The 26,726-nt window shown below is 62.3% G+C and carries 28 protein-coding genes; 16 read left to right on the top strand and 12 right to left on the bottom strand.

Annotated features, from left to right (window positions below):
• Positions 1–15: 15 nt before the first annotated feature.
• From HU749_RS16490 to ribBA, 5 genes are all read right to left on the bottom strand, one after another.
• Positions 16–1,167 carry an ABC transporter ATP-binding protein gene (locus tag HU749_RS16490; RefSeq protein WP_003201667.1) on the bottom strand — a complete coding sequence of 384 codons (1,152 nt, stop codon included), beginning with the start codon at positions 1,165–1,167 and terminating at the stop codon, positions 16–18.
• 17 nt (positions 1,168–1,184) lie between these two features.
• Entirely contained in the window at positions 1,185–1,994 is an 810-nt protein-coding gene (locus tag HU749_RS16485) for an ABC transporter permease (protein ID WP_003201669.1), read from the bottom strand.
• A gap of 6 nt (positions 1,995–2,000) precedes the next feature.
• A complete protein-coding gene (locus HU749_RS16480; RefSeq protein WP_172436123.1) occupies positions 2,001–2,942 on the bottom strand; it encodes an ABC transporter permease in 942 nt (313 codons plus the stop codon).
• Positions 2,927–3,952, bottom strand: a complete 1,026-nt coding sequence (locus tag HU749_RS16475; protein ID WP_013693317.1) for an ABC transporter substrate-binding protein — start codon at positions 3,950–3,952, stop codon at positions 2,927–2,929. Before HU749_RS16475 ends, HU749_RS16480 begins: the two co-directional genes overlap by 16 nt.
• 302 nt (positions 3,953–4,254) lie before the next feature.
• Positions 4,255–5,364, bottom strand: coding sequence for a bifunctional 3,4-dihydroxy-2-butanone-4-phosphate synthase/GTP cyclohydrolase II (ribBA, locus tag HU749_RS16470; protein ID WP_186650207.1), 1,110 nt, complete (start codon positions 5,362–5,364; stop codon positions 4,255–4,257).
• Positions 5,365–5,445: 81 nt separating this feature from the next.
• Between ribBA and HU749_RS16465 the strand changes: the two genes are divergently transcribed.
• Positions 5,446–5,739 (top strand): DUF1330 domain-containing protein, encoded by a 294-nt coding sequence (locus HU749_RS16465; protein ID WP_003201678.1) that lies wholly within the window; start codon positions 5,446–5,448, stop codon positions 5,737–5,739.
• Positions 5,740–5,745: 6 nt separating this feature from the next.
• Here the strand turns inward: HU749_RS16465 and HU749_RS16460 are convergent, their stop codons facing one another.
• From HU749_RS16460 to HU749_RS16430, 7 genes are read right to left on the bottom strand one after another with little or no spacing between them, the layout of a single operon-like run.
• Complete coding sequence (locus HU749_RS16460; RefSeq protein WP_046065770.1) at positions 5,746–6,309, bottom strand: NUDIX hydrolase; 564 nt, start codon at positions 6,307–6,309, stop codon at positions 5,746–5,748.
• Between the two features lie 2 nt (positions 6,310–6,311).
• A complete protein-coding gene (locus HU749_RS16455; protein WP_014338076.1) occupies positions 6,312–7,064 on the bottom strand; it encodes a GntR family transcriptional regulator in 753 nt (250 codons plus the stop codon).
• A gap of 60 nt (positions 7,065–7,124) precedes the next feature.
• Positions 7,125–7,529: a carboxymuconolactone decarboxylase family protein gene (locus HU749_RS16450; RefSeq protein ID WP_014338077.1), complete on the bottom strand. Its 405-nt coding sequence runs from the start codon at positions 7,527–7,529 to the stop codon at positions 7,125–7,127.
• Positions 7,530–7,575: 46 nt separating this feature from the next.
• On the bottom strand, positions 7,576–8,061 hold the full coding sequence (locus HU749_RS16445; RefSeq protein WP_014338078.1) for a flavin reductase family protein: 486 nt from the start codon (positions 8,059–8,061) through the stop codon (positions 7,576–7,578).
• Positions 8,062–8,073: 12 nt separating this feature from the next.
• Positions 8,074–9,555: an aldehyde dehydrogenase gene (locus HU749_RS16440; protein ID WP_046065771.1), complete on the bottom strand. Its 1,482-nt coding sequence runs from the start codon at positions 9,553–9,555 to the stop codon at positions 8,074–8,076.
• Positions 9,552–10,385 carry an alpha/beta fold hydrolase gene (locus HU749_RS16435; RefSeq protein WP_003201690.1) on the bottom strand — a complete coding sequence of 278 codons (834 nt, stop codon included), beginning with the start codon at positions 10,383–10,385 and terminating at the stop codon, positions 9,552–9,554. The genes HU749_RS16440 and HU749_RS16435 overlap by 4 nt, the downstream gene beginning before the upstream one ends.
• 45 nt (positions 10,386–10,430) lie before the next feature.
• Complete coding sequence (locus HU749_RS16430; protein WP_046065772.1) at positions 10,431–11,021, bottom strand: amino acid synthesis family protein; 591 nt, start codon at positions 11,019–11,021, stop codon at positions 10,431–10,433.
• A gap of 781 nt (positions 11,022–11,802) precedes the next feature.
• Here HU749_RS16430 and HU749_RS16425 point away from each other — a divergent pair.
• From HU749_RS16425 to HU749_RS16355, 15 genes are all read left to right on the top strand, one after another.
• Positions 11,803–13,212, top strand: coding sequence for a circularly permuted type 2 ATP-grasp protein (locus tag HU749_RS16425; RefSeq protein WP_014338094.1), 1,410 nt, complete (start codon positions 11,803–11,805; stop codon positions 13,210–13,212).
• Positions 13,213–13,215: 3 nt separating this feature from the next.
• Positions 13,216–14,166: an alpha-E domain-containing protein gene (locus tag HU749_RS16420; RefSeq protein ID WP_003201699.1), complete on the top strand. Its 951-nt coding sequence runs from the start codon at positions 13,216–13,218 to the stop codon at positions 14,164–14,166.
• Entirely contained in the window at positions 14,163–14,960 is a 798-nt protein-coding gene (locus tag HU749_RS16415) for a transglutaminase family protein (RefSeq protein WP_014338095.1), read from the top strand. The genes HU749_RS16420 and HU749_RS16415 overlap by 4 nt, the downstream gene beginning before the upstream one ends.
• A 412-nt stretch (positions 14,961–15,372) precedes the next feature.
• Positions 15,373–15,975 carry a transposase gene (locus HU749_RS29670; RefSeq protein WP_079301286.1) on the top strand — a complete coding sequence of 201 codons (603 nt, stop codon included), beginning with the start codon at positions 15,373–15,375 and terminating at the stop codon, positions 15,973–15,975.
• Between the two features lie 68 nt (positions 15,976–16,043).
• Positions 16,044–17,606, top strand: a complete 1,563-nt coding sequence (locus HU749_RS16405; protein ID WP_413037922.1) for a ShlB/FhaC/HecB family hemolysin secretion/activation protein — start codon at positions 16,044–16,046, stop codon at positions 17,604–17,606.
• Positions 17,607–17,623: 17 nt separating this feature from the next.
• Positions 17,624–19,423: a DUF2341 domain-containing protein gene (locus HU749_RS16400; RefSeq protein WP_095974336.1), complete on the top strand. Its 1,800-nt coding sequence runs from the start codon at positions 17,624–17,626 to the stop codon at positions 19,421–19,423.
• Positions 19,424–19,433: 10 nt separating this feature from the next.
• Positions 19,434–19,859, top strand: coding sequence for an ExbD/TolR family protein (locus HU749_RS16395; RefSeq protein WP_003201710.1), 426 nt, complete (start codon positions 19,434–19,436; stop codon positions 19,857–19,859).
• A 2-nt stretch (positions 19,860–19,861) separates the two neighbouring features.
• On the top strand, positions 19,862–20,569 hold the full coding sequence (locus HU749_RS16390) for an energy transducer TonB (RefSeq protein ID WP_095974337.1): 708 nt from the start codon (positions 19,862–19,864) through the stop codon (positions 20,567–20,569).
• Between the two features lie 40 nt (positions 20,570–20,609).
• On the top strand, positions 20,610–22,301 hold the full coding sequence (locus HU749_RS16385) for a putative porin (RefSeq protein WP_186650204.1): 1,692 nt from the start codon (positions 20,610–20,612) through the stop codon (positions 22,299–22,301).
• 15 nt (positions 22,302–22,316) lie between these two features.
• Positions 22,317–22,964, top strand: a complete 648-nt coding sequence (locus HU749_RS16380; protein WP_046065777.1) for a hypothetical protein — start codon at positions 22,317–22,319, stop codon at positions 22,962–22,964.
• Positions 22,965–22,986: 22 nt separating this feature from the next.
• The gene (locus tag HU749_RS16375; protein WP_186650202.1) at positions 22,987–23,466 is read left to right on the top strand and encodes a YbjN domain-containing protein; all 480 of its coding nucleotides are present in this window, start codon (positions 22,987–22,989) and stop codon (positions 23,464–23,466) included.
• Positions 23,463–24,407 carry a peptidylprolyl isomerase gene (locus tag HU749_RS16370; protein WP_186650199.1) on the top strand — a complete coding sequence of 315 codons (945 nt, stop codon included), beginning with the start codon at positions 23,463–23,465 and terminating at the stop codon, positions 24,405–24,407. Before HU749_RS16375 ends, HU749_RS16370 begins: the two co-directional genes overlap by 4 nt.
• 39 nt (positions 24,408–24,446) lie before the next feature.
• On the top strand, positions 24,447–25,427 hold the full coding sequence (locus HU749_RS16365) for a LysR substrate-binding domain-containing protein (protein WP_095963379.1): 981 nt from the start codon (positions 24,447–24,449) through the stop codon (positions 25,425–25,427).
• A 178-nt stretch (positions 25,428–25,605) separates the two neighbouring features.
• A complete protein-coding gene (locus HU749_RS16360) occupies positions 25,606–26,103 on the top strand; it encodes a GNAT family N-acetyltransferase (protein ID WP_079301268.1) in 498 nt (165 codons plus the stop codon).
• Between the two features lie 96 nt (positions 26,104–26,199).
• Positions 26,200–26,694: a hypothetical protein gene (locus tag HU749_RS16355; protein WP_046065782.1), complete on the top strand. Its 495-nt coding sequence runs from the start codon at positions 26,200–26,202 to the stop codon at positions 26,692–26,694.
• The last annotated feature ends 32 nt before the right edge of the window (positions 26,695–26,726 follow it).

Raw genomic sequence — 26,726 nt, 5'->3', positions numbered from 1 at the left:
GGCGCGCAATGTTCATCAGTGGGCACCTGCGGCCTTGTTCAGGTCGCTCTCGGCCCATTGCGTATAGACGCAGGCGTCGGCGGTGGCCCAGCGCACACGCACCGGGTCGCCGGCCTTGAGTGGCATGCCGGCGGCGGACAGCGCCTTGACCGTCATGGCCGTGCCGCCGGACGTCACTACGCTGCAGGTCTGGCTTTCTCCCAGGAACAGCACTTCGACGACCTTGGCCGAGACCTCATTCCAACCGGCTGCCAAGGGTTCCTGAGCGGCTTGTTCGACGCTCAAGGCGAGGGCTTTTTCCGGGCGCACCATCAGCAGCACGTCCTGGTCCGTTTGCAGGCCGGCGGTCAGGCGAATCGACAGCGACTGGCCTTCGAAGGTCGCCACCGCGTTGCCCTGGGCCTTGAGCTTGAGGAAGTTGGAGTTGCCCAGGAACGAGGCCACGAACGCGTTCGGCGGGTTCTGGTAGAGGTCATAGCCGCTGCCCAGGCCGACGATCTTGCCGTGGCTGAAAATGGCGATGCGCTGGGACAGGCGCATGGCTTCTTCCTGGTCATGGGTGACGTAGACGATGGTGATGCCCAGGCGTCGATGCAATTGGCGCAGTTCATCCTGCAAGTCTTCCCGGAGCTTTTTGTCCAGAGCTCCGAGCGGTTCATCCATCAGCAGAATGCGCGGCTCATAGACCAGCGCCCGGGCAATCGCCACGCGCTGCTGCTGGCCGCCGGACAGTTGCGAAGGGCGGCGATGGGCGAACTCTCCCAGTTGCACCAGTTTGAGCATGGCGTCGACCCGACGTTCGCGCTCGGCACTGGCCAGTTTGCGAATCGCCAGGGGAAAGGCAATGTTGTCGCGCACCGACAGATGGGGGAACAACGAGTAGCGCTGGAACACCATGCCGATGTCGCGTTTGTGCGGCGGTACATTGACCAGGGATTTTCCGCCTACCAGGATCTCGCCGCTGCTGGGGGTTTCAAACCCGGCCAGCATCGACAGCGTGGTGCTCTTGCCCGAGCCGCTGGAGCCGAGGAAGGTCAGGAATTCGCCGTCCTGGATCTCCAGGGAAATGTCGTCCACGGCGGCGAAGTCGCCGTAGTGCTTGTTCAGGTTGCGCAGGCTGACCAGGGTCTTGTTGTTCTGTTGTGCGGGGTCTTTGACGGCACTCATCGTATTCTCCTAGGCGCTCAGGCGCTGATTTCATTGCGCCGGCGCAGGGCGGCGGCGATCACCATCACCAAGACCGAAAGGCCGATCAGCAGCGTCGAAGCGACGGCGATCACAGGCGTCAGGTCCTGGCGCAGGGTGGTCCACATCTTGACGGGCAAGGTTTGCAGGGTCGGGCTGGCCATCATCACGCTCAGCACCACCTCGTCCCACGACACCAGAAACGCGAACAGGGCGCCGGCGACCATGCCTGGGCGAATGGCTGGAAAGGTCACCTTGAACACCGCTTGCAGGCGTGAGGCGCCGCAGATGACCGCTGCGTCCTCGATGGACTGGTCGAACAGCTTGAGCGAGTTGATGATCGAGATGATGGTGAACGGCAGCGCGACGATGACGTGGCTGACCACGAACGCGAACATCGTCCCGGTGTAGCCCAGCTTGAGGAACAGCGCATACACCGCCACGGCGATGATCACCAGTGGCACGATCATCGGCAGGGTGAACAGGCCGTAGAGCATTTCCCGGCCCGGGAAGCGTCCACGTACCAAGGCAAACGCGGTTGGCAGGCCCAGCGCCACGGCGCAGACGGTGGTCAGCACCGCGACCTTGAGGCTGGTCAGTGCCGCGTTCATCCAGTCGGGGTTGGAAAAGAACTGGCCGTACCATTTGAGCGTCCAGCCCGGTGGCGGGAAGACCAGCCATTGGGACGAACCGAACGACAACAGTACGATGAACACGATCGGCAGCAGCAGGAACAGCGCGATCAGGCCGGTGGTGAAATACAGGCCGAACCGCATGCGCCGGCTCATGGCATTGGGAGTCAGGAGCATGACGGCTTACCTCGCGTTGCTGGCACCCACCGGGGATTCCGGCTGGAGCTTCAGGTAGAAGTAGAACAACACCAGGGTGATCGCCACCAACAAGGCGGCGCCGGCGCTGGCCAGGCCCCAATTGAGGAACGACTGCACCTGCTGGATGATGAATTCAGGCAACATCATGTTCTGCGCGCCGCCCAGCAGTGCCGGGGTCACGTAGTAACCGAGGGACATCACGAACACCATCAGCCCACCGGAGAACAGTCCCGGCCGGCACAGCGGCAGGAACACCCGGAAGAAGTTGGTCCAGGGGCTGGCGCCGCAAATCGAACCGGCCTGCAGGATCATCGGGTCGATGGCCTGCATGGTCGCCTGCAACGGCAGGACGATGAACGGGATCATGATGTAGCTCATGCCGATCACCACGCCGGTGAGGTTGTGCACCATCTCCAGCGGCTGATCGATGATGCCCAGCGCCATCAACGCCTTGTTCACCACCCCGGAGGCCTGCAGCAGCACCAGCCAGGAGTAGGTGCGGGCCAGCAGGCTGGTCCACATCGACAGCAGTACGATGTTCAGCATCCAGCGCCCCCAGCCACGGGGCACCAGGGTGATGGCCCAGGCCAGGGGGAAGCCCAACAGCAGGCTGAACAGCGTCACCAGCCCGGCCACCGAAAAGGTGTTGAACAACACCCGGGCGTAGGCAGAGTTGGCGAACAGTTGCTCGTAGTTGCCCAAGCCGGGTACGGGCTCCAGCACACCGCGCAGCAACAGACCGATCAGCGGCGCCAGGAAGAATAGGCCGAGGAACAGCAGGGCGGGGAGCAGGTTGCCGGCCCCGCGCCAGCGCTGTGCCAGCGACGGGGTTTGCGTCGCCGCCTTGGCCGGTACCGCACCGGCAGCGCCAATGGCGCTCCCAGTGCGAGGGGTTGTCGTTGCCGACATTTTTATTTGACCAGCCATTCGTTCCACCGTGTCGCGATGTCCTGACCGTTCTTGGCCCAGTACGCGAAATCAAGCGTGATCTGATCCTTGGCGTAGGCGGTCGGCAGGTTGGGGGCGAGCACCGAATCCAGGCGTGCAACGCTGTCGACATTGACCGGCGCATAGGCGGTCAGGTTGGAAAAATCGGCCTGGCCCTTGGCGCTGCTGGCGTTGGCCAGGAACTTCATGGCCGCGGCCTTGTTTTTCGAACCCTTTGGAATGACCAGGATGTCGGCCATGACCAGGTTCTGCTTCCAGCTTACGCCGACGGGCGCGCCGTCCTGTTGCAAGGCATAGATACGACCGTTCCAGAATTGTCCGATGCTGGCTTCGCCGGACGCGAGCAATTGCTGGGACTGGGCGCCGCCGCCCCACCAGACGATGTCTTTCTTGATGGTGTCGAGTTTCTTGAAGGCGCGGTCCAGGTCCAGCGGGTAGAGCTTGTCCGCTGCTACGCCGTCGGCCAGCAGGGCCAGCTCAAGCACGCCGGGGCTTGGCCATTTGTACAGGGCCCGTTTGCCGGGATAAGTTTTGGTGTCGAACAGGGCGGTCCAGTCCTGGGGCTTGCCGGAACCGAGCTTGCCTTCGTTGTAGCCGAGGACGAACGAGAAGTAGAACGAACCAACACCGTGATCGGAGACGAAGCGCGGGTCGATCTTGTCGCGCTGGATGACCGAGAAGTCGAGGGGTTCGAGCAGGCCTTCAGCGGCGGCGCGCAGGGCGAAGTCTGCCTCGACGTCGACCACGTCCCACTGCACGTTACCGCTTTCGACCATGGCCTTGAGCTTGCCGTAGTCGGTGGGGCCATCCTGGACCACGGTGATGCCGCTGGCCTTGCTGAACGGGTCGGCCCAGGCCTGTTTCTGCGCGTCCTGGGTGCTGCCGCCCCAACTGACGAAGTTGACGCTTTCAGCGGCCATCGTCGCCTGGCTGGTGACACTCAGCAGGCCGGCAAAAAGAATTGCGGCTGCACTTTTCTTCAACACCATTTTCACGCCCTCATTGTTGTGTTTTTGAGCGGGCTTTTGTCGCCCGCCTATCGGGAGCAGTAGGTCCATCTGGCCTTAAAGGCGACCGTGCCAAGGGCTCTTGTTTGTACTTTCCCTTTCGGGGGCACTTGGCTGAAGTGTTCGGTCTATGGAATATCATATTATGGTATTCCAAACTTTCTGCAAGCATTTTGCCGTACCGGCTATCTGTCTGGGGCGAACTTTTCCCTGTTATTCCTGGGGCGAACCCTGCGGGAGCGAGCAAGCTCGCTCCCGCAGGGTATTTGGGTGTTGCCTAGGGTTTATCCGGTGAAGGGAATACTCTCCACTACCTCCAAGTCATACCCCGTCAACCCCGCGTACTTGAGCGGTGGTCCCAGGTGGCGCAATTTGCCGACGCCCAGGTCCTGCAGAATCTGTGCCCCGGTACCTACTTCAGAATAGATGCGCGATTGCGACCGGCTGAATTGTCGTGGCGGCTGGGTCAGTTGCGGCACACGCTCGAGCAGCGCCTGGGAAGATTCGTGGTTGGCCAGCACGACCACCACGCCGCGACCTTCTTCGGCCACCCGTTGCAGGGCCGCCCACAGCGTCCAATTGGAAGGGCCGTTGTATTCGGCGCCAACCAGGTCCCGCAGCGGGTCGATCACATGCACCCGCACCAGCGTCGGTTCATCCCGGCGAATGTCGCCCATCACCATCGCCATGTGCACGCCGCCTTCGATGCGGTCTTCGAAGGTGAACAAGCGGAAGGTGCCATGCACTGTAGGCAGTTCCCGCTCACCAATGCGCACCACGGTGTGCTCGGTACTCAAGCGGTAGTGGATCAGGTCGGCGATGGTGCCAATCTTGATCCCGTGCTTGCGGGCGAAAATCTCCAGGTCCGGCCGGCGGGCCATGGTGCCGTCATCGTTCATCACTTCGACGATCACCGACGCCGGCGTGAAACCCGACAGGCGCGCCAGGTCGCAACCGGCTTCGGTGTGCCCGGCGCGGGTCAATACACCGCCTTCCTTGGCCCGCAGCGGGAAGATATGCCCCGGCTGCACGATGTCGCTGGGCCCCGCATCGACGGCCACGGCGGCGGCGACAGTGCGTGCCCGGTCGGCGGCGGAAATCCCGGTGGTCACGCCTGTGGCGGCCTCGATGGACACGGTAAACGCAGTGCTGAAGACACTGCCGTTGCTCGGCACCATCTGCTCAAGACCCAGGCGCTGGCAGTGTTCGTCGGTCAGGGTCAGGCAAATCAACCCGCGCGCTTCGCGGGCCATGAAGCTGATGGCCTGGGCGTTGCAACAGTCGGCGGCCAGTAGCAAGTCGCCTTCGTTCTCCCGATCTTCGTCATCCACCAGCAACACCATCTTGCCCAGGCGGTAGTCTTCGATGATTTCTTGAATGCTGTTAAAGGCCATGTCGGGCTCTCTTTGTTCTGATGGGGCTTGCTGGAATGATGTTGTGGTATACCATAATACAAAACAAACCAAGAGGTCACTATGAAGGCGTACTGGATTGCTCATGTGGATGTCACCGACCCCGATCAATACAGCCAATACACCCAACGGGCGCCGGCGGCGTTTGCCTTGTACGGCGGTCGGATGTTGGCCCGGGGCGGGCGTAGCGAAGCGATGGAGGGCAGGGCCACGCCGCAGCGCAGCGTGGTGATCGAATTCGACTCCTACGAACAGGCGCTGGCCTGCTATCACTCGGCGCAGTATCAGGAAGCCAAGCGCCATCGCGAAGGCGTGGCCCGGGCCGAGGTGATCATTGTCGAGGGTGTGGCGCCCTGAGATCCGTCAGCGGATGAAGTGAATCTTGCCGCTGTCGTCGTTGCCCATGTAGATGCCATAGACCCCGGCCTGGCGCTCCTCGATATAACGTTCGAGGATCTGCCGGATGGCCGGGTAGTAGATGCTGTCCCAGGGAATGTCTTCGGGGGCGAAGAACTGGCAGGCGAGGGTTTCCGGGCCGAACTGGCCGGTGATCTCCAGCGCGATGGCGCGGAAGATGATGTACACCTCGCTGATCTTCGGCACGCTGAAGATCGAGTAGGGCGAAACGATTTCAGCGCGTACGCCGGTTTCTTCCCAGACTTCGCGCAGCGCGGCCTGTTCGGTGGTTTCACCGCCTTCCATGAAACCGGCCGGCAGTGTCCAGGTGCCCGGGCGCGGCGGGATGGCGCGCTGGCACAGCAGGTATTTGCCGTCCTGCTCGATGATGCAGCCGGCAATGATCTTCGGGTTGACGTAGTGGATGTAGCCGCAGCCGCCACACATCAGTCGCTCATGGGTATCGCCCGCTGGCAGGCGGTGATTCAGGTCACTGCCACCGCACTTTGGACAAAAGCTCGGGCTGAACATGACTAGCGACCTATGCGCGGTTCTTTGAGGGCGATGGGCGGGATGATCTCGGGGATTTCACCGGTCTCTTCCTGCTTGCGCTTGAGGTATTCCAGGGCGACCTTGGCGGCGGCGCGCACGTGGTCGACGCAGGCCTGATGGGCGGCCAGGGGATCGCCGCTCTTGATCGCCTCGACCATGCGTTCCATTTCCTGGTTGCTGTTGCCGCGACGGTTTTCCTGGGACACCGAGGTCGCTCGCAAATAGCTGATACGCGCCTGCAACTGGCGCAGCTGGGTGGCGGCGACATGGTTGCCGGAGCCTTCGAGCAGGACGTCATAGAAGCCCTGCACCGAATCGATGACCTGTTGCAGCTCGCCATCCTTGAGGGCCTTGCGGTTCTCCTCAAGGGCTTTCTCCAGCGCCTTGATGTCCTTGGCCTTGGCCCGCAGGGTGAAGAGCTGGACGATCAAGCCTTCGAGCACGCAACGCAATTCATAGATGTCGCCGGCATCGGCCAGGGTGATGATCGCCACCCGTGGTCCTTTGGCATCGGCGAATTCCACAAGGCCTTCGGATTCCAGGTGGCGCAGCGCTTCGCGTACCGACGTGCGGCTCACGCCCAGGCGATCGCACAGATCGCGTTCGACCAGGCGATCGCCCGGCAGAAGCTGGAAGTTCATGATGGCGCTTCGCAGTTTATCCAGCACGATCTCGCGCAGGGTAACGGGGTTGCGATTGACCTTGAAGCTGTCGTCGAGTGGCAGGCGTTTCATGGGGTCCGCTCTGTAATATGGCTGTCCATGCCAAACGGGCAACATCCGTGCACGTTCAGATCAAACAGCCGAGGGTTGACTGGAGGCCTCGGCATCGGCTTCGGCGAAGGCTTCACGGGCAAGCCGGAAACTGTCCACGGCAGCGGGAACACCGCAATAGATACCGACTTGAAGCAGAATTTCGCGTATTTGCTCACGACTCAGGCCGTTACGCAAGGCGCCGCGCACATGCAGCTTGAGTTCGTGCGGGCGATTGAGCGCCGAGATCATTGCCAGGTTGATCATGCTGCGCTCCTTGAGCGACAAGCCCTCGCGACCCCAGACATGGCCCCAGCAATATTCGGTGACCATCTCCTGCAGTGGCCGAGTGAAATCGTCGGCGTTCTCGATGGAGCGGTTGACGTAGTCCTGGCCCAGCACCTGGGTGCGGATCTTCAGGCCTTGTTCGTACTTTTCGTTGCTCATGCGGACTTCCTGGAAAAGTGATGAACCTGTGGGATGTGTATGGTCATCAGGCCAGCGCGGGCAGCGGGCCCAGCTTGCCTTTGTGGTAGATCATCGGTGTTACCGGCTGTTCAGGCAGGATCAGGTTTTTCACCGCGCCGACGATGATCGCGTGATCGCCACCGTCGTATTCGCGCCACAGTTCGCATTCGATGATCGCCGTGGCCTTGCTTAGCAATGGATTGCCCAGGTCGCTCAGGTGCCAGTCGATGCCCTTGGCCTTGTCCTTGCCTTTGCCGGCAAAGGCATAGGCTTCGGCGGTCTGGTCGGCGGACAGCAAGTGGATTGCGAACTGCTTGCTGTCGCGCAGGATCGGGTAGGTGTCAGAGGCGTAGTTGGGGCAGAACAGCACCAGTGCCGGGTCGATCGACAGCGCGCTGAAGGCGCTGGCGGTGATGCCGACGATATTGCCGTCCGGGTCCAGGGTGGTGACCACCGTGACGCCGGACGGGAAGGAGCTCATGACTTCTTTGTAGATGCCGGGTTCGATCATTTCTCAGGACTCCTAGCGCATCACGAACGGATCAGGCATAGGCGCCTGGGACAGGTTGATCCACACCGTTTTCAGTTCGGTATAGGCCAGCACCGAATCGATGCCGCTTTCGCGTCCATAGCCACTGTTCTTGAAACCACCGATGGGCGCCATGGCCGACACTGCACGGTAGGTGTTGACCCAGATGATGCCCGAGCGCACATCCCGGGCCAGGCGATGGGCGCGACCCAGGTCGCGGGTCCAGATGCCGGCGGCAAGGCCGAATTGCGAGTCGTTGGCGATCGCCAGGGCTTCGGCTTCGTCTTTGAACCGAATCACCGAGGCCACCGGGCCGAAAACTTCTTCCTGCATGATCTTCATCGAGTTGCGGTCGCATTCGAACAGGGTCGGCTCATAGAACCAGCCATCCCCCAGATTCTCTGGACGCTTGCCGCCAGTGCGCAGGCGCGCGCCTTCGGCGATGGCGTCGGCCACCAGGCCTTCGACCACGGCCAGTTGCTGCGCGGTGGCCATGGGGCCCATTTCGCTGGCGTCTTCCTGCGGGTTGCCGATGCGGATGCGCTGGGCCCGTTCGACCAGGCGCGAGACGAACTCATCGTAGATTTCGTCCTGCACCAGCAGGCGTGAGCCGGACACGCAGCTCTGGCCGGATGCCGCATAAATCCCGGCAATTGCCCCGTTGATCGCACTGTCCAGGTCGGCGTCGGCAAAGATAATGTTTGGCGACTTGCCGCCCAGTTCCAGCGACAGCTTGGCGAAGTTCTCGGCGCTGCTGCGCACCACATGGCGGGCCGTGGCCGCGCCGCCGGTAAAGGCGATCTTGCGCACCAGCGGATGGCGGGTGAGGGCGGCGCCAGTGCTGGGGCCGTAACCGGTGACGACGTTGACCACGCCCGGCGGAATGCCGGCTTCCAGGGCGAGGCGAGCCAGCTCAAGAATGGTGGCCGAAGCGTGCTCGGACGGTTTGATCACGATGGTGTTGCCGGCCGCCAGTGCTGGGGCGAGCTTGATCGCGGTCAGGTACAGCGGGCTGTTCCAGGGAATGATCGCCGCGACCACGCCCATGGCTTCATGCACGGTGTAGGCAAACAGGTCGGGCTTGTCCAGCGGCAGGGTGCCGCCTTCGAGCTTGTCGGCCAGGCCTGCGGTGTAGTGGAAGAACTCCGGCAGGTAGCCGACCTGGCCACGGGTTTCACGGATCAACTTGCCGTTGTCGCGGCTTTCCAACTGGGCCAGTTGTTCTTTGTTCTCGGCGATCAGGTCACCGAGGCGACGCAGCAACTTGCCGCGTGCGGTGGCGGTCAGGCCGCGCCAGGCCGGGCTGTCGAAAGCGCTCTGTGCCGCCTGGACGGCACGCTCGACGTCGGCCTCGTCGGCATCGGGCAACTCGGCCCAGGGTTGGGCGAGGGCCGGGTTCAGGCTTTCGAAGGTCTTGCCGGAGAGGGCATCGACCCATTCACCGCCGATGCACATCGAAAAACGTGCGAGTGTCATGCAACGATCCCCTTTATTTGGTTTTGTCGGGCGTTTGCTGTGTCGAGAAACTCCAGCAACAACTGGTTGACCAGGCGCGGCGACTCTACCGGCATCATATGCCGCTGCTCGGCGAGTACGGCAACCGTGGCGCCGGGAATTCGCTCAGCCAGTTGCCGGGCCATTTCCGGTGTCGAGCCGGGGTCCAGTTCGCCAGTGGCGATCAGTGTCGGCACCTGGATGTTGCCCAGGTCATCGGCGCGGTACATGTCCTGGGTGGCGAACAGTTCATAGGTGGTCAGGTAACCCTGGGGATCATTCTGCGCCAGGGTCTGGCGCAGTGCGGCAATCTGCGCCGGGTTGGCTGCCTGGTATTCACGGCTGAACCAGCGCGACAACGCGGCCTCGGCATTGGCGTCCGGCCCATGCTCGGCGGCCTGGGCTGTGCGGGCGATGACCCCGGCGCGCTGTTCGGCGCTGCGGTTGAACACACTGTTGAGCACCACCAGGCCTTGCAGGCGTTGCGGGTAATGCAAGGCAAACGCACGGGCTACCAGCCCGCCCATGGAAAAGCCGATCACCGTCGCCTGGGGCAGTTGCAAATGGTCGAGCAACTCCAGCAACTGGTCGGCGTAGCCCAGCAGCGCGGTACCGCTTTGCGGGCGCGGGCTGGCGCCATGGCCGAGCATGTCGTAGGCAATCACACGGTATTGCGTGGCCAGGCCAACGACCTGGCCGCCCCACATTTCTTTGTTCAGGCCCACGCCATGGATCAAGACCACGGGTTGGCCTTGGCCGGTTGCCAGGTAGCTGGTGCCGGCCGGGGTGAGTTCAGCGGTGAGCCGAATCATGGAGCGCTCCTGCATGCCTTTTTTATTGTGGTTACCGAGGCTGGATTACTGTGCATTCTCGGCGGCCAGTTCTTCCAGGTCGATGTAGCGGTTGCCGATGCGCGGGTGCAGGCGGCCGCCATCGGCGCAGCCCAGCACCACGACGATTTCGTCGGCGCGCGGGGCGTCTTCAATTTGCATTTCCAAGGTGATGTAGTGCGAACGCAGGCCTTCGTCGTCCTTGTGCATCATCGGGATCTGAATCGAGGTGCCAGGGCCGCCGCGCTTGTTGGTGAAGCTCAGGTAGCTCTTGGCCTTGACCGCTTCGCGGTAATGGTTGCCGAAGCGCAGGGTGTGGATCACGGCGGAGGCATGCTCGATTTCACCGTCGGCACCGACTACCGCGGCCTTGCCGTAGGCTTCAATCTTCTCGGCACCGCCGATGATGCCCACCAGACGCTCGACCATCAGCGCGCCGAGGTCGGAGCAGTTGGCACGAATTTCCGGCTTCAAGTCTTCGACGAAACCGTGACCCAGCCAAGGGTTTTTCATCACCACCGCCAACCCGACCATGGTCACCGGTTTGTCGGTGGCCTTGCCGCCTTCGATAAAGGTTTCTTCGACATAGCTGACGATCTTGCGAATTTCGAAACTCATGAGCTGCTCCCTGGGTGGGTGAATAGGTCTTTGCGTATGATGGTATACCATAATACTGTCGGTGCAAGTGCTGCTGTTGGATTTGTTCGAAGGGAGGCGACGGAAGGCTGGGCCACCCATGTCAGGTAGATAGAGGGCTTGAAGCTGAACAGGACTTTGTGGCGAGGGAGCTTGCTCCCGCTCGGCGACGCAGTCGCCGCAATGGGTTTACGCGGCTTTTCGGGTGAGGTGGCGCGTGTTGAAAGGGGCCGCTTCGCAGCCCAGCGGGAGCAAGCTCCCTCGCCACGGAGTATTCATTCCTTCGAAGTTCGGCGCGTCAGCTATCGTTGGGTCAAGGCCTGCGTTTTAGCGGTGGGTATAAATTTCCCCTTTTCAGGGCATTCGACGCTGGCTTCCTGCCTGGCTGCACCGATTCGACCCGTTTGTGGCATCGACGCCGGAAATGGCAATAAACGTTTCAGCCTCCAAACAGGTTTTCGTCGCAAAATCGAAAATAAATTTCGCTTTTTTGTCGTTATGCGACAGTTTTTCCAGCATTGTCTCGATGCACCGCACTTAGGCACAGCCCTTGCTACGACTCCAGGACGAAAGAACCAGCGAGGGGTATTCGATACGTAGATAAACAGGGGGGCGCACGTCATCCGGACGCAAAGGCCTGATCAGAGACCCATTGCCTAACGAGGTACTCAGAGAACCAGGGCTCATAAAAAAGGCAAGGCCGTACTGAGTGGAATGACGACGTAATAAGAAATGCCGTGTGCGACACGGCTGGGAGTTGGCTATGCCCCACGCTTTTTTTAATGAAATGTATGACGCCAAGGGTGACTGCCGCCCGCATTACCAAGCTTTCTCGCGCTGGCTGGCGGACACACCGCTTGAGCTGCTTGAGCAACGCCGCCGCGAAGCCGACCTGCTGTTCCATCGAGCCGGTATCACCTTCACCCTCTACGGGGACGAGCAGGGCACCGAGCGGTTGATTCCGTTCGACATCATCCCGCGCAGCATCAAGGCCAGCGAATGGCAGATGGTCGAGCGTGGCTGCATTCAGCGGGTCCAGGCCCTGAACATGTTCCTGGCCGACATCTACCATGGGCAACACATCCTCAAGGAAGGGATCATTCCTGCCGAGCAGGTGCTTGCCAACGAGGGTTATCAGATTGCGATGCAGGGCCTGGACCTGCACCGGGGCATTTACGCCCATATCGCCGGTGTCGACCTGGTTCGCGACGGTGACGGCAGCTACTACGTGCTGGAGGACAACCTGCGCACGCCCAGCGGCGTGAGCTACATGCTCGAAGACCGCAAGATGATGATGCGCCTGTTCCCCGAGCTCTTCGCCGCCCAGCGCGTGGCCCCCATCGATCATTACCCGAACCTGCTGCTCGACACCCTCAAGAGCTCAAGCCCCCTCGAGAACCCCACCGCCGTGGTGCTGACCCCGGGGCGCTTCAACAGTGCCTATTTCGAGCACGCGTTCCTGGCCCGTGAAATGGGCGTGGAGCTGGTGGAGGGCGCTGACCTGTTCGTGCGTGACGACCACGTGTACATGCGCACCACCGCCGGCCCACGGCAGGTGGACGTGATTTATCGTCGCCTTGACGATGCCTACCTCGACCCGCTGTCGTTCAACCCCGATTCGATGTTGGGCGTGCCCGGGCTGATCGCCGTGTACCGCGCGGGCAATGTGGTGCTGGCGAACGCGGTCGGCACGGGCGTGGCCGATGACAAGTCGATCTACCCCTACGTCGACGAGATGATCCGCTTCTACCTCACCGAAGAACCGATCCTGAAGAACGTACCCACCTGGCAGTGTCGCAAGCCTCAGGACCTGTCCCATGTGCTGGCCAACCTGCCGGATCTGGTGGTCAAGGAAACCCAGGGCTCCGGCGGCTACGGCATGCTGGTCGGGCCAGCGGCCACTGCCGCGGAAATCGAGGATTTCCGCGCACGTCTCAAGGCCCGTCCCGAAGCCTATATCGCCCAGCCGACCTTGAGCCTGTCCACGTGCCCGACCTTTGTCGAGAGCGGCATCGCGCCGCGCCACATCGACCTGCGTCCGTTCGTGCTGTCGGGCAAGGAAACGCGCCTGGTGCCCGGCGGGCTGACCCGCGTGGCGCTGCGCGAAGGCTCGCTGGTGGTGAACTCGTCCCAGGGCGGTGGCACCAAAGACACTTGGGTAGTGGAGGACTAAGACATGCTTTCAAGAACTGCTTCGGACCTCTATTGGATGTCCCGCTACCTGGAGCGCGCCGAGAACCTGGCGCGCATGCTCGAAGTCAGCTATTCGCTGTCGCTGATGCCCCAGGCCGGGCGCAGCGATGGCCATGCCGAGCTGGCGATGTCGTTGCTGGCGGCCGGTACGCTGGACGACTACAACGCCCGTTATGACGCGCTCAACACCGAGCGCATGCTGCATTTCTTCGCGCTGGATGAAACCAACCCCGGCAGTATCTACAGCTGCCTGCGGGCCGCGCGGACCAATGCCCATGCCGTGCGCGGGCGTATTACCGCCGACATGTGGGAGAACATCAACGCCACCTGGCTGGAAATGCGCAACATCGCCAGCAACGGCCTGGGACGCTACGGCATCAGCCATTTCTGCGAATGGGTCAAGGAGCGCTCGCACCTGTTCCGTGGCGCGACGTCGGGCACCATCATGCGCAACGATGCCTACTGCTTCATTCGCCTGGGCACCTTTATCGAACGGGCCGACAACACGCTGCGCCTGCTGGACGCCCGCTATGAAATGTTCGGCGAGGAATCGGAGGAGGTCAGCGACAACTCGGCCCGTGGTTATTACCAGTGGAGTGCCTTGTTGCGCGCGTTGTCTTCGTTCGAGGCGTTCAACGAGATCTACCGCAATGCGCCCAATGCCGAGCAGGTTTCCGAGATGTTGCTGCTGCGGGCCGACGTCCCGCGCTCGCTGCATGCCTGCATCGAGGAGTTGGACCACATTCTCGCCAGCTTGCCGGGCAACAATGGCCGGCCAGCGCAGCGCCTGGCCGCCGAGCTGAATGCGCGCCTGCGTTATTCGGGGATCGATGAGATCCTGGCGTCGGGCCTGCATCAATGGTTGACCGACTTGATTGGGCAGATCCGCCACTTGGGCCAGACCGTCCATGAGTCTTACCTGGAGGTCGTATGAAACTGTCCATACGCCACGACACCACCTACAGCTACGCCGATGAAGTCTGCACCAGTATCCAGTTCCTGCGCCTGACGCCCCGGGACACTCAGCGCCAGCGCATCCTGGAGTGGCATCTGGAATTGCCGCGACTGGTGCGCAGCCAGCTTGATCCCTATGGCAACATCCTGCATGTGATGACCATGGACGAGCCCCACGGTGCCTTGGTACTGACGGCTTATGGCGAGGTGGAGATCCATCAGTCCATCGCGATGGAACCGGACAACCAGTCGCCGCTGCCTTTTTTGCGCACCAGTCGCCTGACCCAGGCGGATGAAACCCTCAGCGCCTTCGCCGTCGAGCAATGTGCTGGCCGGCGCGACCGTTCGGCGTTGACCGACCTGATGAATGGTTTGGCGGCGCGGATGCCCTACAGCCCCGGCACGACGGCGGTCAACAGCACCGCTGCCGAGGCGTTTGCCGGTGGGACGGGGGTGTGCCAGGACCATACTCACGCATTCCTGGCCTGCGCCCGTAGCCTGGGCATTCCTGCGCGCTATGTTTCCGGCTATTTGTGCACCGAAGATGAAAGCCACCTGGCGAGCCACGCCTGGGCGGAAGCCTGGCTGGATGATGGCTGGTACAGCTTCGACGTGACCAACCGCCTGACCCTTCCAGACCGCCACCTGAAACTGGCGGTTGGCCTGGACTACCTCGACGCCTGCCCGGTACGCGGCATGCGCCGCGGTGGCGGGGCGGAACAGATGCAGGCGAGGGTGCAGGTGAGCTCGATGGTGCAGGTACAACACCAATAAAGGCAGGCTCTATCGCCAACCCCCGATCCCTGTGGGAGCGAGCCTGCTCGCGAAGACGGCAGCACATCCAGCATCTTGGCAAGCTGACCCACCGCTTTCGCGAGCAAGCCCGCTCCCACATGGAATTGGTGGTGGACACAAACCTTGTATCCACCTGAGAACCTCTGTGGGAGCAAGGCTTGCCCGCGATGGCGGCATTCCATCCGACATCGATGCAAACAGATCCACCGCTTTCGCGAGCAAGCTCGCTCTCACAAAACCTCACTCCCTCCATACCCTCCAAATGAAGCTTTCATGACAAAAGTTCGGTAGCACATCGCCATTCCCGTCATGCCTGTGTGACGTGTTCGAGGGGGCCTGCAAGGTCGTTTTGGAACCGGGGCGCGAAGCCGGGAGTGAGGCGATGGGGACTATGGAACGTTATTCGAAAGTGGGCATGCAGGAGCTTGACCAGCGGCTGTCGAAGATTGTCGAGGCGGCGCGCAAGCAGCCGGTCTCGGTGTATCGCTACGGCGCGCCGTGGGTCTGGATCGTTTCCCAGGATGACTGGCAGGGCGCGCTCAAGGAAGTGTCCAGCTACATTCCGCAAGGCCATTCACTGGTCTTGCTGCGTCCGCAGATCGACGACCTGCTGGATGACCATCGCGATGTGCTACTAGGCCTCAACGCCCGCGCTCAGATGCTGATCGCACCGCAAACCGCCATGCATATCCTCTTGCTGCAACTGCTCTATTCGGTGCCCAGCGAGCAGCAACTCTACGAACAACTCAATTACAACCTGCTGTTCCGCTGGTTCGTCGGCCTGGACCTGAACCAGAAGGTCTGGAGCTTCAACGTCCTGAGCAAAGACCTCGCCACACTGCTGGGCGACGCGCGGGCAGTGCGGCTCATCCAGAAAATCATCGGTGAAGTGTTCTGTGGCGCCTTGCTGCAAATGCCGGAGTTCTCCTTGAACTTCGCGCTGCTGCACACCTGGCTGGCCCGGCACGCCACGACATCGACCGCAAGCAATTGAGCCGTACTTTGAATTCAGGGGGTGGTGTGGAGCATTTCTTCAAATCGCGGCCGGCGCTGTGGGGCTGGTTGCTGCTGGCGGTCGGGGGGCCGTCGGCATTCGCCGCAGAAGGAGGGCAGGAGACCGAAGCAGCGCCGGCGCGCCTGGTGGACGTGAACGAGTATTTCGTGCGTGGCAACACCGTGCTCGATGCCCGGGCCATCGAGGAAGCGGTGTACCCGTTTCTCGGCCCGCAAAAGGCCTTGAGCGACATCGAAGGCGCCCGGGAGGCCTTGCAAAAGGCCTATCAAGCGCGCGGTTATCAATCGGTGTTCGTCGAGTTGCCAGAGCAGAAAGTCGAAGACGGTATCGTCTACCTGCAAGTCAGCGAGACCAAGATCGGCCGGGTTCGGGTGGTGGGGGCCAAGCATTATTCCCCCGTCGAAATCCGTGATGACGTGCCGGCGCTGAAGGAAGGCGAGGTGCCCGATTTCGCCCAGGTCCAGGCAGAACTGGCGCTGCTGAACAAAACCCCGGGGCGCCAGGTCATGCCGCTGGTGCGCGAAGGCCAGCGCCCCGGGACGATGGACGTGGATTTGCAAGTCGAAGACCAGGACCCCTGGCAAGCCAGCCTGGGGTTGAACAACGACTACAGTGCCGACACCGAAAAGCTGCGCACGGTCGCCAGCCTGGGCTACAACAACCTCTGGCAACTGGGCCACAGCGTTTCGTTGACCTTCTTCACCGCGCCCCAGGACACCGAAAACGCCAAGGTCTGGTCGGGCTCCTATACCGCGCCGCTGAGCGAACGCTGGAGTGTGCAGTTCTCGGGTTATCAATCCGACAGCAACGTGGCCACCGTCGGCGGCAGCAACGTGTTGGGTAAAGGTCATTCCTACGGGGTGTCGGCGATCTACAGCCTGCCGTCCAGTGGGGCATGGGCCAACAGTTTTTCGGTCGGGGTGGATTTCAAGGATTTCGAGGAGGAGCTCAACCTCGGCGGCGCCAGCGACAAGGCACCGCTCAAGTACGCGCCGTTCACCTTCGCCTACAACGGCTTTCGCTACACCGAAACCAGCCAGTTGGGCCTCGGCCTGAGCCTGGTAGCGGGTACCCGCAGCCTGCTGGGCTATGGCAGCTCCGACGAAGAATTCGACTACAAGCGCTATCGCGCCAGCCCCAGTTTCGCTGTGCTCAAGGGCGACGGCAATTACACCTTCACCTTCGCCAATGATTGGCAGACCGCCTCCAAGGCCGCCTTCCAACTCGCCTCTGGGCCGCTGGTTTCCAACGAACAATTCTCTGCCGGTGGCGCCACCTCGGTGCGTGGCTACCTGGCCGCCGAGCGCACCGGTGATGACGGCTACCTGCTGTCCGAGGAGCTGCGCACCCCGTCCCTGGCCAAGTTTCTCGGCAGTTATGTCCAGGAGTGGCGCTTCTATGCCTTCGCCGAAGGTGCGCAGTTGTACCTGCGCGACGAACTGCCCGACCAGGAGGCCGACTACAGCCTCGCCAGCGTCGGCCTCGGCACCCGCGCCAGCCTGAGCAAATGGTTATCCGGCAGCCTCGACTGGGGCTATCCGCTGCTCGAAGGGCCGAACACCTCGAAACAGGAATCGCGCCTGCACTTCAACCTGCAAGCGACGTTTTGAACCCAGGAGTCATGTCCATGCAACGCTTATTGTTATCCCTGTTTATCTGCCTGGGGCTGGTGCTTCCGGCGACCGCCAACGCCTGGTGGCAGGACGACTGGCACTACCGCAAACAGATTTCGGTGGACACCACGCCCCAGGGCGCCGCCATCGCCCAGGCCTTGGGCCGCACCGCGCTGCTGGTGCGCCTGCACACCGGCAACTTCACCTTCGACGGCGTCAAGGACGACGGCTCGGACCTGCGTTTCGTCAGTGCCGACGACAAGACCGTGCTCAATCACCAGATCGAAAGCTTCGACCCGCTGATGGGCATGGCGCTGATCTGGGTCGACGTGCCGAGCGTGGAGGGCGGCCAGCGTCAGGACGTGTGGATGTATTACGGCAACCAGAAGGCGCCGGCCACGGGCAGCGGCCAGTTGACCTTCGACCCGGACTACACCGCGCTGTACCACTTCGACGGCGCCACCGGCGTACCGCCCCGGGACACCACGGCCTACGGCAACAATGCCCAGGGCGCGACCGGTGTCAGCATCGACGGCGTGATCGGGCGGGCCTTGCAGTTCAACGGCCAGCCGCTGTTGTTGCCGGCCAGCCCTTCGTTGCAACACAGTGCCGGTGCGGCGTTCACCTTCAGTACCTGGCTGCGCCAGGACCAGGCCAGTGGCGAGCAAGTCATCCTGGCCCGTCGCGAAGCCGCCACCAGCCTGTTGGTTGGCGTCAACCAGGGTGTGCCGTTCGTAGCGATCAATGAGCAGCGTGCGGTCTCGACCCAGCCGCTGAACCCTGGCCAGTGGCAACACCTGGCCTTGACCGCCTCGGGCGATCGGGTCGTGCTGTACGTCAACGGGCGTGAAACCGCGAGTCTCGCCGTGGCGATGCCGGCGTTCAATTCGCCGATGGCCTTGGGGGCTGACGTTTCTGCGGGGGCCTTTGCGCCATTCAGCGGGGCCATGGACGAAGCGCGGCTGTCCAAGGTCGCCCGTCCGGCGCCGCAGCTGTTGGCCGACGCCAATGCCCAGGGCGCCGAGTCGAAACTGGTGGCCTACGGCGTCGACGAAGAGCAGTCCGGCTTTGGTTTCGGCAGCCTGGGCTTCTTGCTCAACGCCGTGCCGATGGACGCCTGGGTGATCATCGGGGTGCTGGTGCTGATGATGTTCCAGTCGTGGGTCATCATGATCCGCAAGAACCGCATGGTCAGCCGTCTCAGCGCGGCCAACGAGGCCTTCCGCGAACAGTTCGCCCAGATCGGCACACGCCTGGAAATGTTCGCCGACGACCAGAGCCTCGCCCAGCGCCTGCAACATTCGTCGCTGTGGCGCCTGTACCTGGTGGCCGTCAAGGAAATCCGCACCCGTCGCGAGCAGGGCGCCGACACTTCGTCGGTGTCGGCGGCAACCATCGAAGCGATCCGCTGTTCCATGGACGGCGTACGTACCCGGGAAAACCAGCAGCTCAGCTCGAAGCTCTCGACCCTGTCCAACGCCATCGCCGGCGGCCCTTACATCGGCCTGCTCGGCACCGTGCTGGGGATCATGGTGGTGTTCCTCGGCACGGCCATGGCCGGTGACGTGAACATCAACGCCATTGCCCCGGGCATGGCCGCGGCATTGCTCGCCACTGCCATGGGCCTGTTCGTCGCGATCCCTGCGCTGTTTGGCTACAACCGCCTGATCACCCGCAACAAGGAAGTCAGCGCCGACATGCGGGTCTTCGTCGACGAGTTCATCACGCGCCTGGCGGAGATGCACGGCGAAGGCCATTCCGGTGAAGCGGCGCATCGGCGCAATCATCACGCCCAATCGTCCGTACCGGCCTGAGGAAATCGCCATGGCTAGCGTAAACGCTTCACACGATGACGACGATGACGCGGCGGTCGACAGCATCAACATCACGCCGCTGGTGGACGTGCTCATGGTGGTGCTGGTGATGTTCATCCTCACCGCCACGGCCCAGGTGTCGGGGATCCAGATCAACCTGCCCAAGGCCAGTGCCTCGGTGTCGTTGTCCGAAGCCAAGACCAAGGCGATTTCGGTGAATGACGGCGGGCAGGTGTTCCTCGACGCCTACCCGGTGACCCTGGCCGAGCTGGAAGAGCGCCTGCGTATCGAAAAGGCCCAGAGCCCGGACTTCCCGGTGATCGTGCGCGGCGACGCGACGGTGCAGTACCAGAAAGTCATTGAAGTGCTGGATCTGTTGCGGCGCCTGGAACTGTCCCAGGTCGGTCTGGTGACCGGCAAACCGAGCCAGGGCTGATCATGACTGCCAGACTCCCCATCGATCCGCCCCCGGTGAAGACCTCGCCGCTGCGCCTGCTCAAGTGGGCCGCCGGCCTGGCGCTGGGCGCCGTGGCGGCCTGGCTGCTGTGGCAGTGGGCCAACGACATGAGTGGCGTGCGGCGCGAAGCACCGAAGGTGCCGACCATCATCCCGCTGCCGCCTCCGCCCCCACCACCGCCGGAAAAACCCAAGGAGCCGGAGCCCCAGGTCGAGGAGAAGGTGGTCGAGCCAGAACCGACCCCGGAGCCCGAAGAGGTCAAACCCGAGGAAGAGGCGCCGCCGTCGCCCGCGGATGACTTGGCCAACCCAATGCAAATGGACGGGGACGCCCAGGCGGGTAATGACGCTTTCAACATCGGCGCCGGCAAGGGCGGCGGTATGTCTGGAGTCGGCGGTGGCGGTGGGCTGGGAAATGCCACTTACGGTCAGATGATGGCGGTTTCCTTTCAGCGCCTGCTGCGCGATGACCCAGAGCTTCGCAAGCTGGAGTTCACGCTGCAGGCCGATGTCTGGATCAGTGCCTCGGGGGAAATCACCCGGGTGGAACTGGCGAAGTCCAGCGGCAACCCGCAGACCGACGAGAAAGTCATCGCTTCGCTGCGCGGTTCGCGGCACTTGAATGAACGGCCACCGGCCTCCCTGAAGATACCTGTGCGCATGACATTTAAAGGAAAGCGACCGGGTTAATCGAATTTTTAGAAAGTTTGCCAACAGGAGTTGTGTGCAGATGATTTCCAATGTGAATCGATTATCGTGGGCGATCGGCCTGGTGGTCCTGAGCCTGGCCGGGCACGCGGCCGCCGCCTCGGCGCCTTCGGAAAACGCCACGATCAATCTGATCCGCCTGCTGGTGCAGCAGGGCGTGTTGAAACAGGACCAGGCCGATGGCTTGATCGCCCAGGCTGAACGGGAAGCCGTGCAGGCCCGCCAGGCGGCCACGGCAGTTGCCGCAGCGCCGGCCGGTGCGCCGGGGGACGTGCGGGTGCAATACGTGCCGAACATCGTGCGTGAGCAGATCCGCGACCAGGTCAAGGCTGAAGTCATGGCCACCGCAAAACAGGAAAACTGGGCCCAGCCCAACACCTTCCCGGACTGGGTCTCGCGTATCAGTTTCGATGGCGACATTCGCCTGCGGGATGAGTCGCGCTATTACTCGGGCACCAACAGCAACGAAATCGTCGACTTCGCCCGGCTCAATGACAAGGGGCCCTACGACGTCAACCCCAACAGCAGCTCCAGCCTGCCGCCGCTGCTCAACACCCGTGAAGACCGCGAGAACCTGTTCCGCCTGCGCGCACGCCTGGGCATGAAGGCCGTGATTGCCCCGCAATGGACCGCAGGCATCCGCATCGGCACCGGCTCGGACAACAACCCGGTGTCCACCACCCAGACCCTCGGTGGTGGCTTTGGCAAGAAAGACATCTGGCTCGACCAGGGCTACCTGACCTGGAAGCCCTCGGACGAGTTGACCCTGACTGGCGGGCGTTTTGCCAACCCGTTTTTCTCCACCGACCTGTTGTATTCCGGTGACCTGAACTTCGATGGCGTGGCGGCGAACTTCAACCACAAGCTCAATCAGGATTGGGGCCTGTTCGGTACTGTTGGCGCGTTCCCGGTGGAGTACACCAACGACACCAGCACCAGCAATGGCAGCGACAAGGAGGAGAGCGACAACAAGTGGCTGTACGGTGCGCAACTGGGGGCCAACTGGGCCATCAACGACAGCAACCGGATCAAGGGGGCCATGGCCTATTACCGCTTCGACGACATCGAAGGCCAGCGCTCTTCGCCGTGCCAGCCTTGGGCCGGTGATCCAGGCTGCGACAGCGACGGTTCACGCGTGGCGTTCATGCAGAAGGGCAACACCGTGTTCCTGCTGCGCGACATCACGCCCAACCCCATCAACCCGTCGACCACGCCACAGCCGCAATACGTCGGCCTGGCCTCGGAATTCAACCTGCTGGACCTGAATTTTGCGTGGGACACCGATCTGCCCGAAGACCTGAAATTGCGCAGCCAGGCCCACTACGTCCACAACCTGGGCTACGACGAGGGCGAGATGCGCAAGCGCTCCGCGGGGCAGTTCGCCAACAACCTGGACGAAAACGGCGAGGTGGAAAGCGGTGCCAACGCCTGGATGCTCCAGTTCACCCTCGGCAACTCGCTGGAGCTCAAGCGCGGGGGCGACTGGAATCTGTTCGCCGGCTACAAGTACATCCAGCCCGATGCCTTGCCGGACGGCTTCAACGATTCGTCATTCCATCTGGGTGGCACCAACGCCAAGGGCTATTTCCTGGGCGGCAACTATGGCCTGGCGAGCAACGTCTACGCCACCGGTCGCTGGTTGAGTTCCGAAGCGGTGTACGGCGCGCCGTACGACATCGATGTCTTGCAGCTTGAAATCAACACGCGCTTCTAAGCGCAGGGAGGCTTCATGAAAAGGCGAGCGAAATACCCATGCCCGGCTGCATTGCTGATGCTGGGCCTGCTGCTCAGTGGCGTGGCGCACGGCGAAGGCCTGGAAGAGCGCCTGCGGGCACAACTGCGCAGCACCACCGCTCAGTTGCAAGCCCTGCAAAGTGAGCAGGCCCAGGCCAGTGCCGCTCGTCAGGCCGCCGAGAGCCAGGTCAAGGAAGCCCAGGCGCAGATCAAGCAATTGACCGCGCAACTGAGCAAGGCCCAGACCCTGAACGAGCAACTGGCTGGACATCAGCAAAACCTGCAAAGCCAGGCCCAGGCCCAGGTGGCGGCCAGCAACGAGCAGGTCGGCAAATTCAAGAAAGCCTATGAAGAACTGTTGGCCCTGGCCCGTGGTAAAGAGACCGAGCGCGCCCGCCTGGAGGCGCAATTGACCGAGCGTGACACACAAGTGCAGCAATGTTCGGTCAAGAATCAGCAAATGTACGAAGTCGCCAAGACGTTGCTGCATGCCTACGAAACCATTGATGTGACCGACATCATGAAGATCCGCCAGCCGTTCGCGGCCAAGGCCCGGGTGCGTTTCGAAGAGCTGGCCCAGGGGTTTGGCGATGATCTCTACAAGAACCGTTTCGATGCCCCCCAGGCCTCGATCGCTCACTGAACAGAACAAGGAAGAAGCGAGCATGACCTCAATGATTGAATACGTCGGTGCAAAATCCCTGACCGAGTTGTTGCAAACCGCTGGTTACCGGGTCAACGAAACCGAGCAGAACGGCATCGTGCAACTGCTCAGCGCCAGCCAGGGCATCGGCTTTGCCGTGCGTTTCGGCAATCCTGCGCCGACAGCGGGCCAATACCTGGACTTCACCTTCAGCTGTGCCTTGCGGGTGCAGGGCGAGTTGCCAGTTGGGTTGGTGGAGTTGTGGAACGCCTCGCGGCGCTTTGCCCGGTTGTCGTTGCAGGGCGAATTCCTGGTGATGGAAATGGACGTGGTGGTCGCGGCAGGCGTGAGCGCCAATCATTTGCGCAGCCACCTGGAACTGTGGGATCGCCTGTTGCAGGAGTTCATTGTCTACCTGCGTGAGTACAGCCAGAACGCGGCGCGCCTGCAAACCCCGGCCGAGCCCGTCGAGGCGCCATCGGAGGAGGCCGTCGCATCGTGAAAAGGCCGACCTTCGTCATCAGCGCCGCAGCGCTGGGCCTGCTCGCCGTGGCGCTGGTGCTGGGGCTGCGGCCGGGAAGCGATCCGGTCGCCGCGGTACAGACCGTCAGTGTTGCTAACGCCGACTCGCCGAGCCTGGCGCGCTTGGGCAACCAGCACGTCAGCCCCGATGAACTCAAGGCGTTGCTGGCCGCACTGGCCCCCGAGGTTCGCCAGCAGATGCGTGGCAATCGAGCTGCGCTGGAAGGCTGGATCCGGGCCCGCCTGGCGGAAAAAGCCGTGTTGGAGCAGGCCGACGCCCAGGGCTGGCGCGAGCGGCCCGAGGTGGAACGGCAGACGCGGGCGGCGGCTGAGCAGATTGTGTTTCGCGACTACTTGCAGTCGGTCAGCCAGGTGCCGGCGGGGTATCCCAGTGAAGACGAGTTGAAGCAGGCTTACGACGCCGGGAAAGCCAACTGGACCGCGCCAGCGTTGTACCGCGTCAGCCAGATTTTCCTGGCCGCCACCGAACCGCAAACGGTGGAAGCGGTGCGCCGGCAAGCGTTGGAACTGAGTAAAAGGGCCCAGGCGTCGCCCGCCGAATTTGCCGCCCTGGCCAGCCGCTTTTCCCAGGACCGTGTCAGCGCCGAACGCGGTGGCGACAGTGGTTTCCAGCCGTTGCAGCAACTGGTTGCGCCGGTGCGAGAGGCTGTGGCGCGCTTGAAGGTCGGCGCGGTGTCGGATCCGGTGCAGAGCCCGGCGGGATTCCATGTCATCAAGCTCACCGAACAACAGCCGGCCCGGGAAGCGACCCTGGACGACGTGCGCGAACGCCTGACCCAGGCCCTGCGCGCCCAGCGCCAGGAACAGATCGCCAAGGCCTACCTGGACGGCATGCTCGACACGGCCACGTTGAGCATCGATGGCGCGCAGTTGAGCAAGGTGCTGGAGGAGGGGCTTTAGGCCGGCCCACATATTCGTACAACCGACAGGGAGTCACCCATGACCTTCACCGAGCCCGCAGGACGCCAGGCTGTCACCGCATACCGCACGCCGTTGCGTGTCCCCGATCCTTGGCTGGCATTGGCCGGCGGTATTGAACCGCAGGTGGCGCAGTGTTTCCTGGTCAGTGCCCGTTGCGGCTGCTTCATGCAAGCGGCCCGTAGTCTCAACGTCAAGGCAACCTGGTTGCGCAAGCAGTTGGCGCAGTTGGAGACGCGGCTGCAACGCTCGCTGTTCAGCTTCCAGGGCAGCGCCTTGACCCTCAGTCGTGAAGGCCGGCAACTGCAGTCGCGATTGATCGCCCTGACCCACGAAATCGCGCCGCCGCTGAACGATCAACCCTTGATTCGCCTCGCCGTGGCCGAGTCGATTCTGCATGACATCCTGGGACGTGACCTGATCGCGTTGCTGCGGCGCAACGCCAGCGTGCGGCTGCAGATCATCACCCTGGACAGTGAACTGGCGCTGCAAGCTGTCAGCGCCGACCTGGTGCTGTGGTTGAGTGATGCCCACGCGTCAGTGCCAGGGCCGAGCTTCGCCACGTTGCCCGCGGATCGGCTGGCGCGGTTGGACTATGTTCCGCACATTGCCAAACGCTATTCACGACCGGTCACACGCCCGGACTGCCTGGAAGACTTGAACGACTACATGCTGGTGCAATGGCAGGCGGACCGACACGTGGACGGTTTCGCGCCGTGGAACGCCCTGATAGAACAACGCCGGGCCGGCGTGGTGCAGGTGCAATCCTATGAATTGATGCTGGAAATGATTCGCTGCAGCGCCTGCATCGGTTTGTTGCCGCAGTACATGAGCCGCTTTGACCGAGGCTTGGTGGCATTGCCGCAAATGTTCGGCCTGTCGATGCAGCGGCACTTGTGGATGGCCATCAATGCCCAGGCCGAAGGCTCGCCAGAGGTGCAGATGCTTCGTGAGCTGATCCACCACACGCTGGATGAGCGCCGGGATTGGTTCCAGGCATAACCCAAAATAGGAAGTAGGCCCTCTGTGGGAGCGAGCTTGCTCGCGATAGCGGTCGTCCATTCAACATCGATGCCGGTTGAAAGGGCCTCATCGCGAGCAAGCTCGCTCCCACAGGTTCCCCATATAGCCTGGCGCGGCTTATAGTGATCGGCCTTGCCACGCTCCAGGGAGGAGCCACATGTCCGAGTCTTCGATCACCCTCGTACGTTTTACTGAAGCCCACATCGCCGGTGTCACCGCGCTCTACAACGACCCGGCGGTGACCCGCCAGGTGTTGCAAATGCCTTTCCAGTCCACCGAAATCTGGCGCAAGCGCCTAGCGATGGATGACGAGCGTTCATTGAAGCTGGTGGCGCTGCACGAGGGTGAAGTCATTGGCAACCTGGGACTGGAGCAGTTTTCGCGCGTACGCCGCGCCCATTGCGGCAGTCTCGGCATGGGTGTGGCTGTCGCCTGGCATGGCAAAGGCGTGGGTTCGATGCTGCTGGCCGCCGCGCTGGACGTCGCGGACAACTGGATGAACCTGCGGCGGGTCGAGTTGACGGTGTACGCCGACAACGAAGCGGCCATCGGCCTGTACCGCAAGTTCGGCTTCGAAACCGAAGGCCTCATGCGCGACTATGCCGTGCGTGATGGGCGCTGGGTGGATACGCTGGCGATGGCGCGGTTGCGCTGAGCGATCAGCTATCGGGCAAAGTGGCTTTTGCGTACGTTGATGGCTTGAACCTGTCATCATCCAGCTTTGCAGCACGCCTTAATAGAGGAACAGCCCATGGACGATATACGGCAATTGGGCGAGATGCTTCGTCACTACGCAGACAGTGAAGCGCACAAAAAACAACAGCACCAGGCCCAGTCGTTGGTCTGGTCAGAACAGATCAAGGCGTTGTACGGACAAATCGAGCAATGGCTGGCGCCAGTCGTGGCGCCCGGTCTTTTGACGTTGAGCCGTGAGGCGTATGTGGCTCACGGGCCGAGCGTTCCGGTAGAGACATCCAGTTTCAACACGGAAAAACTGACCTTGTCCATTACCGGGAAACCGGTGGAGTTCGTGCCGGAGGTGATGGGCGCGGGCGGGCTGATTTCTTTGTCGATCATGGGCCTTGCCGCGACCCGTCACGGCAGCATTTCCCTGGTTTGCCAACCGCCATCGGCGCAATGGCAATGGCGCCGGACCAACGGGTTGAAGGACCCCGACACGTTTGTTTTCGATGCCAACTTCCTCGCGCAACAGTTGCAGAGCCTGATACCGCGCGAGCGCGGCTGACTCGCGCACTCTTTTCAAAGCAGGCAAAAACC

This window comes from Pseudomonas ogarae (genome assembly GCF_014268695.2).
Classification (GTDB): Bacteria; Pseudomonadota; Gammaproteobacteria; order Pseudomonadales; family Pseudomonadaceae; genus Aquipseudomonas; species Aquipseudomonas kilonensis.
The sequence above is the reverse complement of the archived record's forward strand: the minus strand, read 5'-3'. Positions and strand labels throughout refer to the sequence as shown.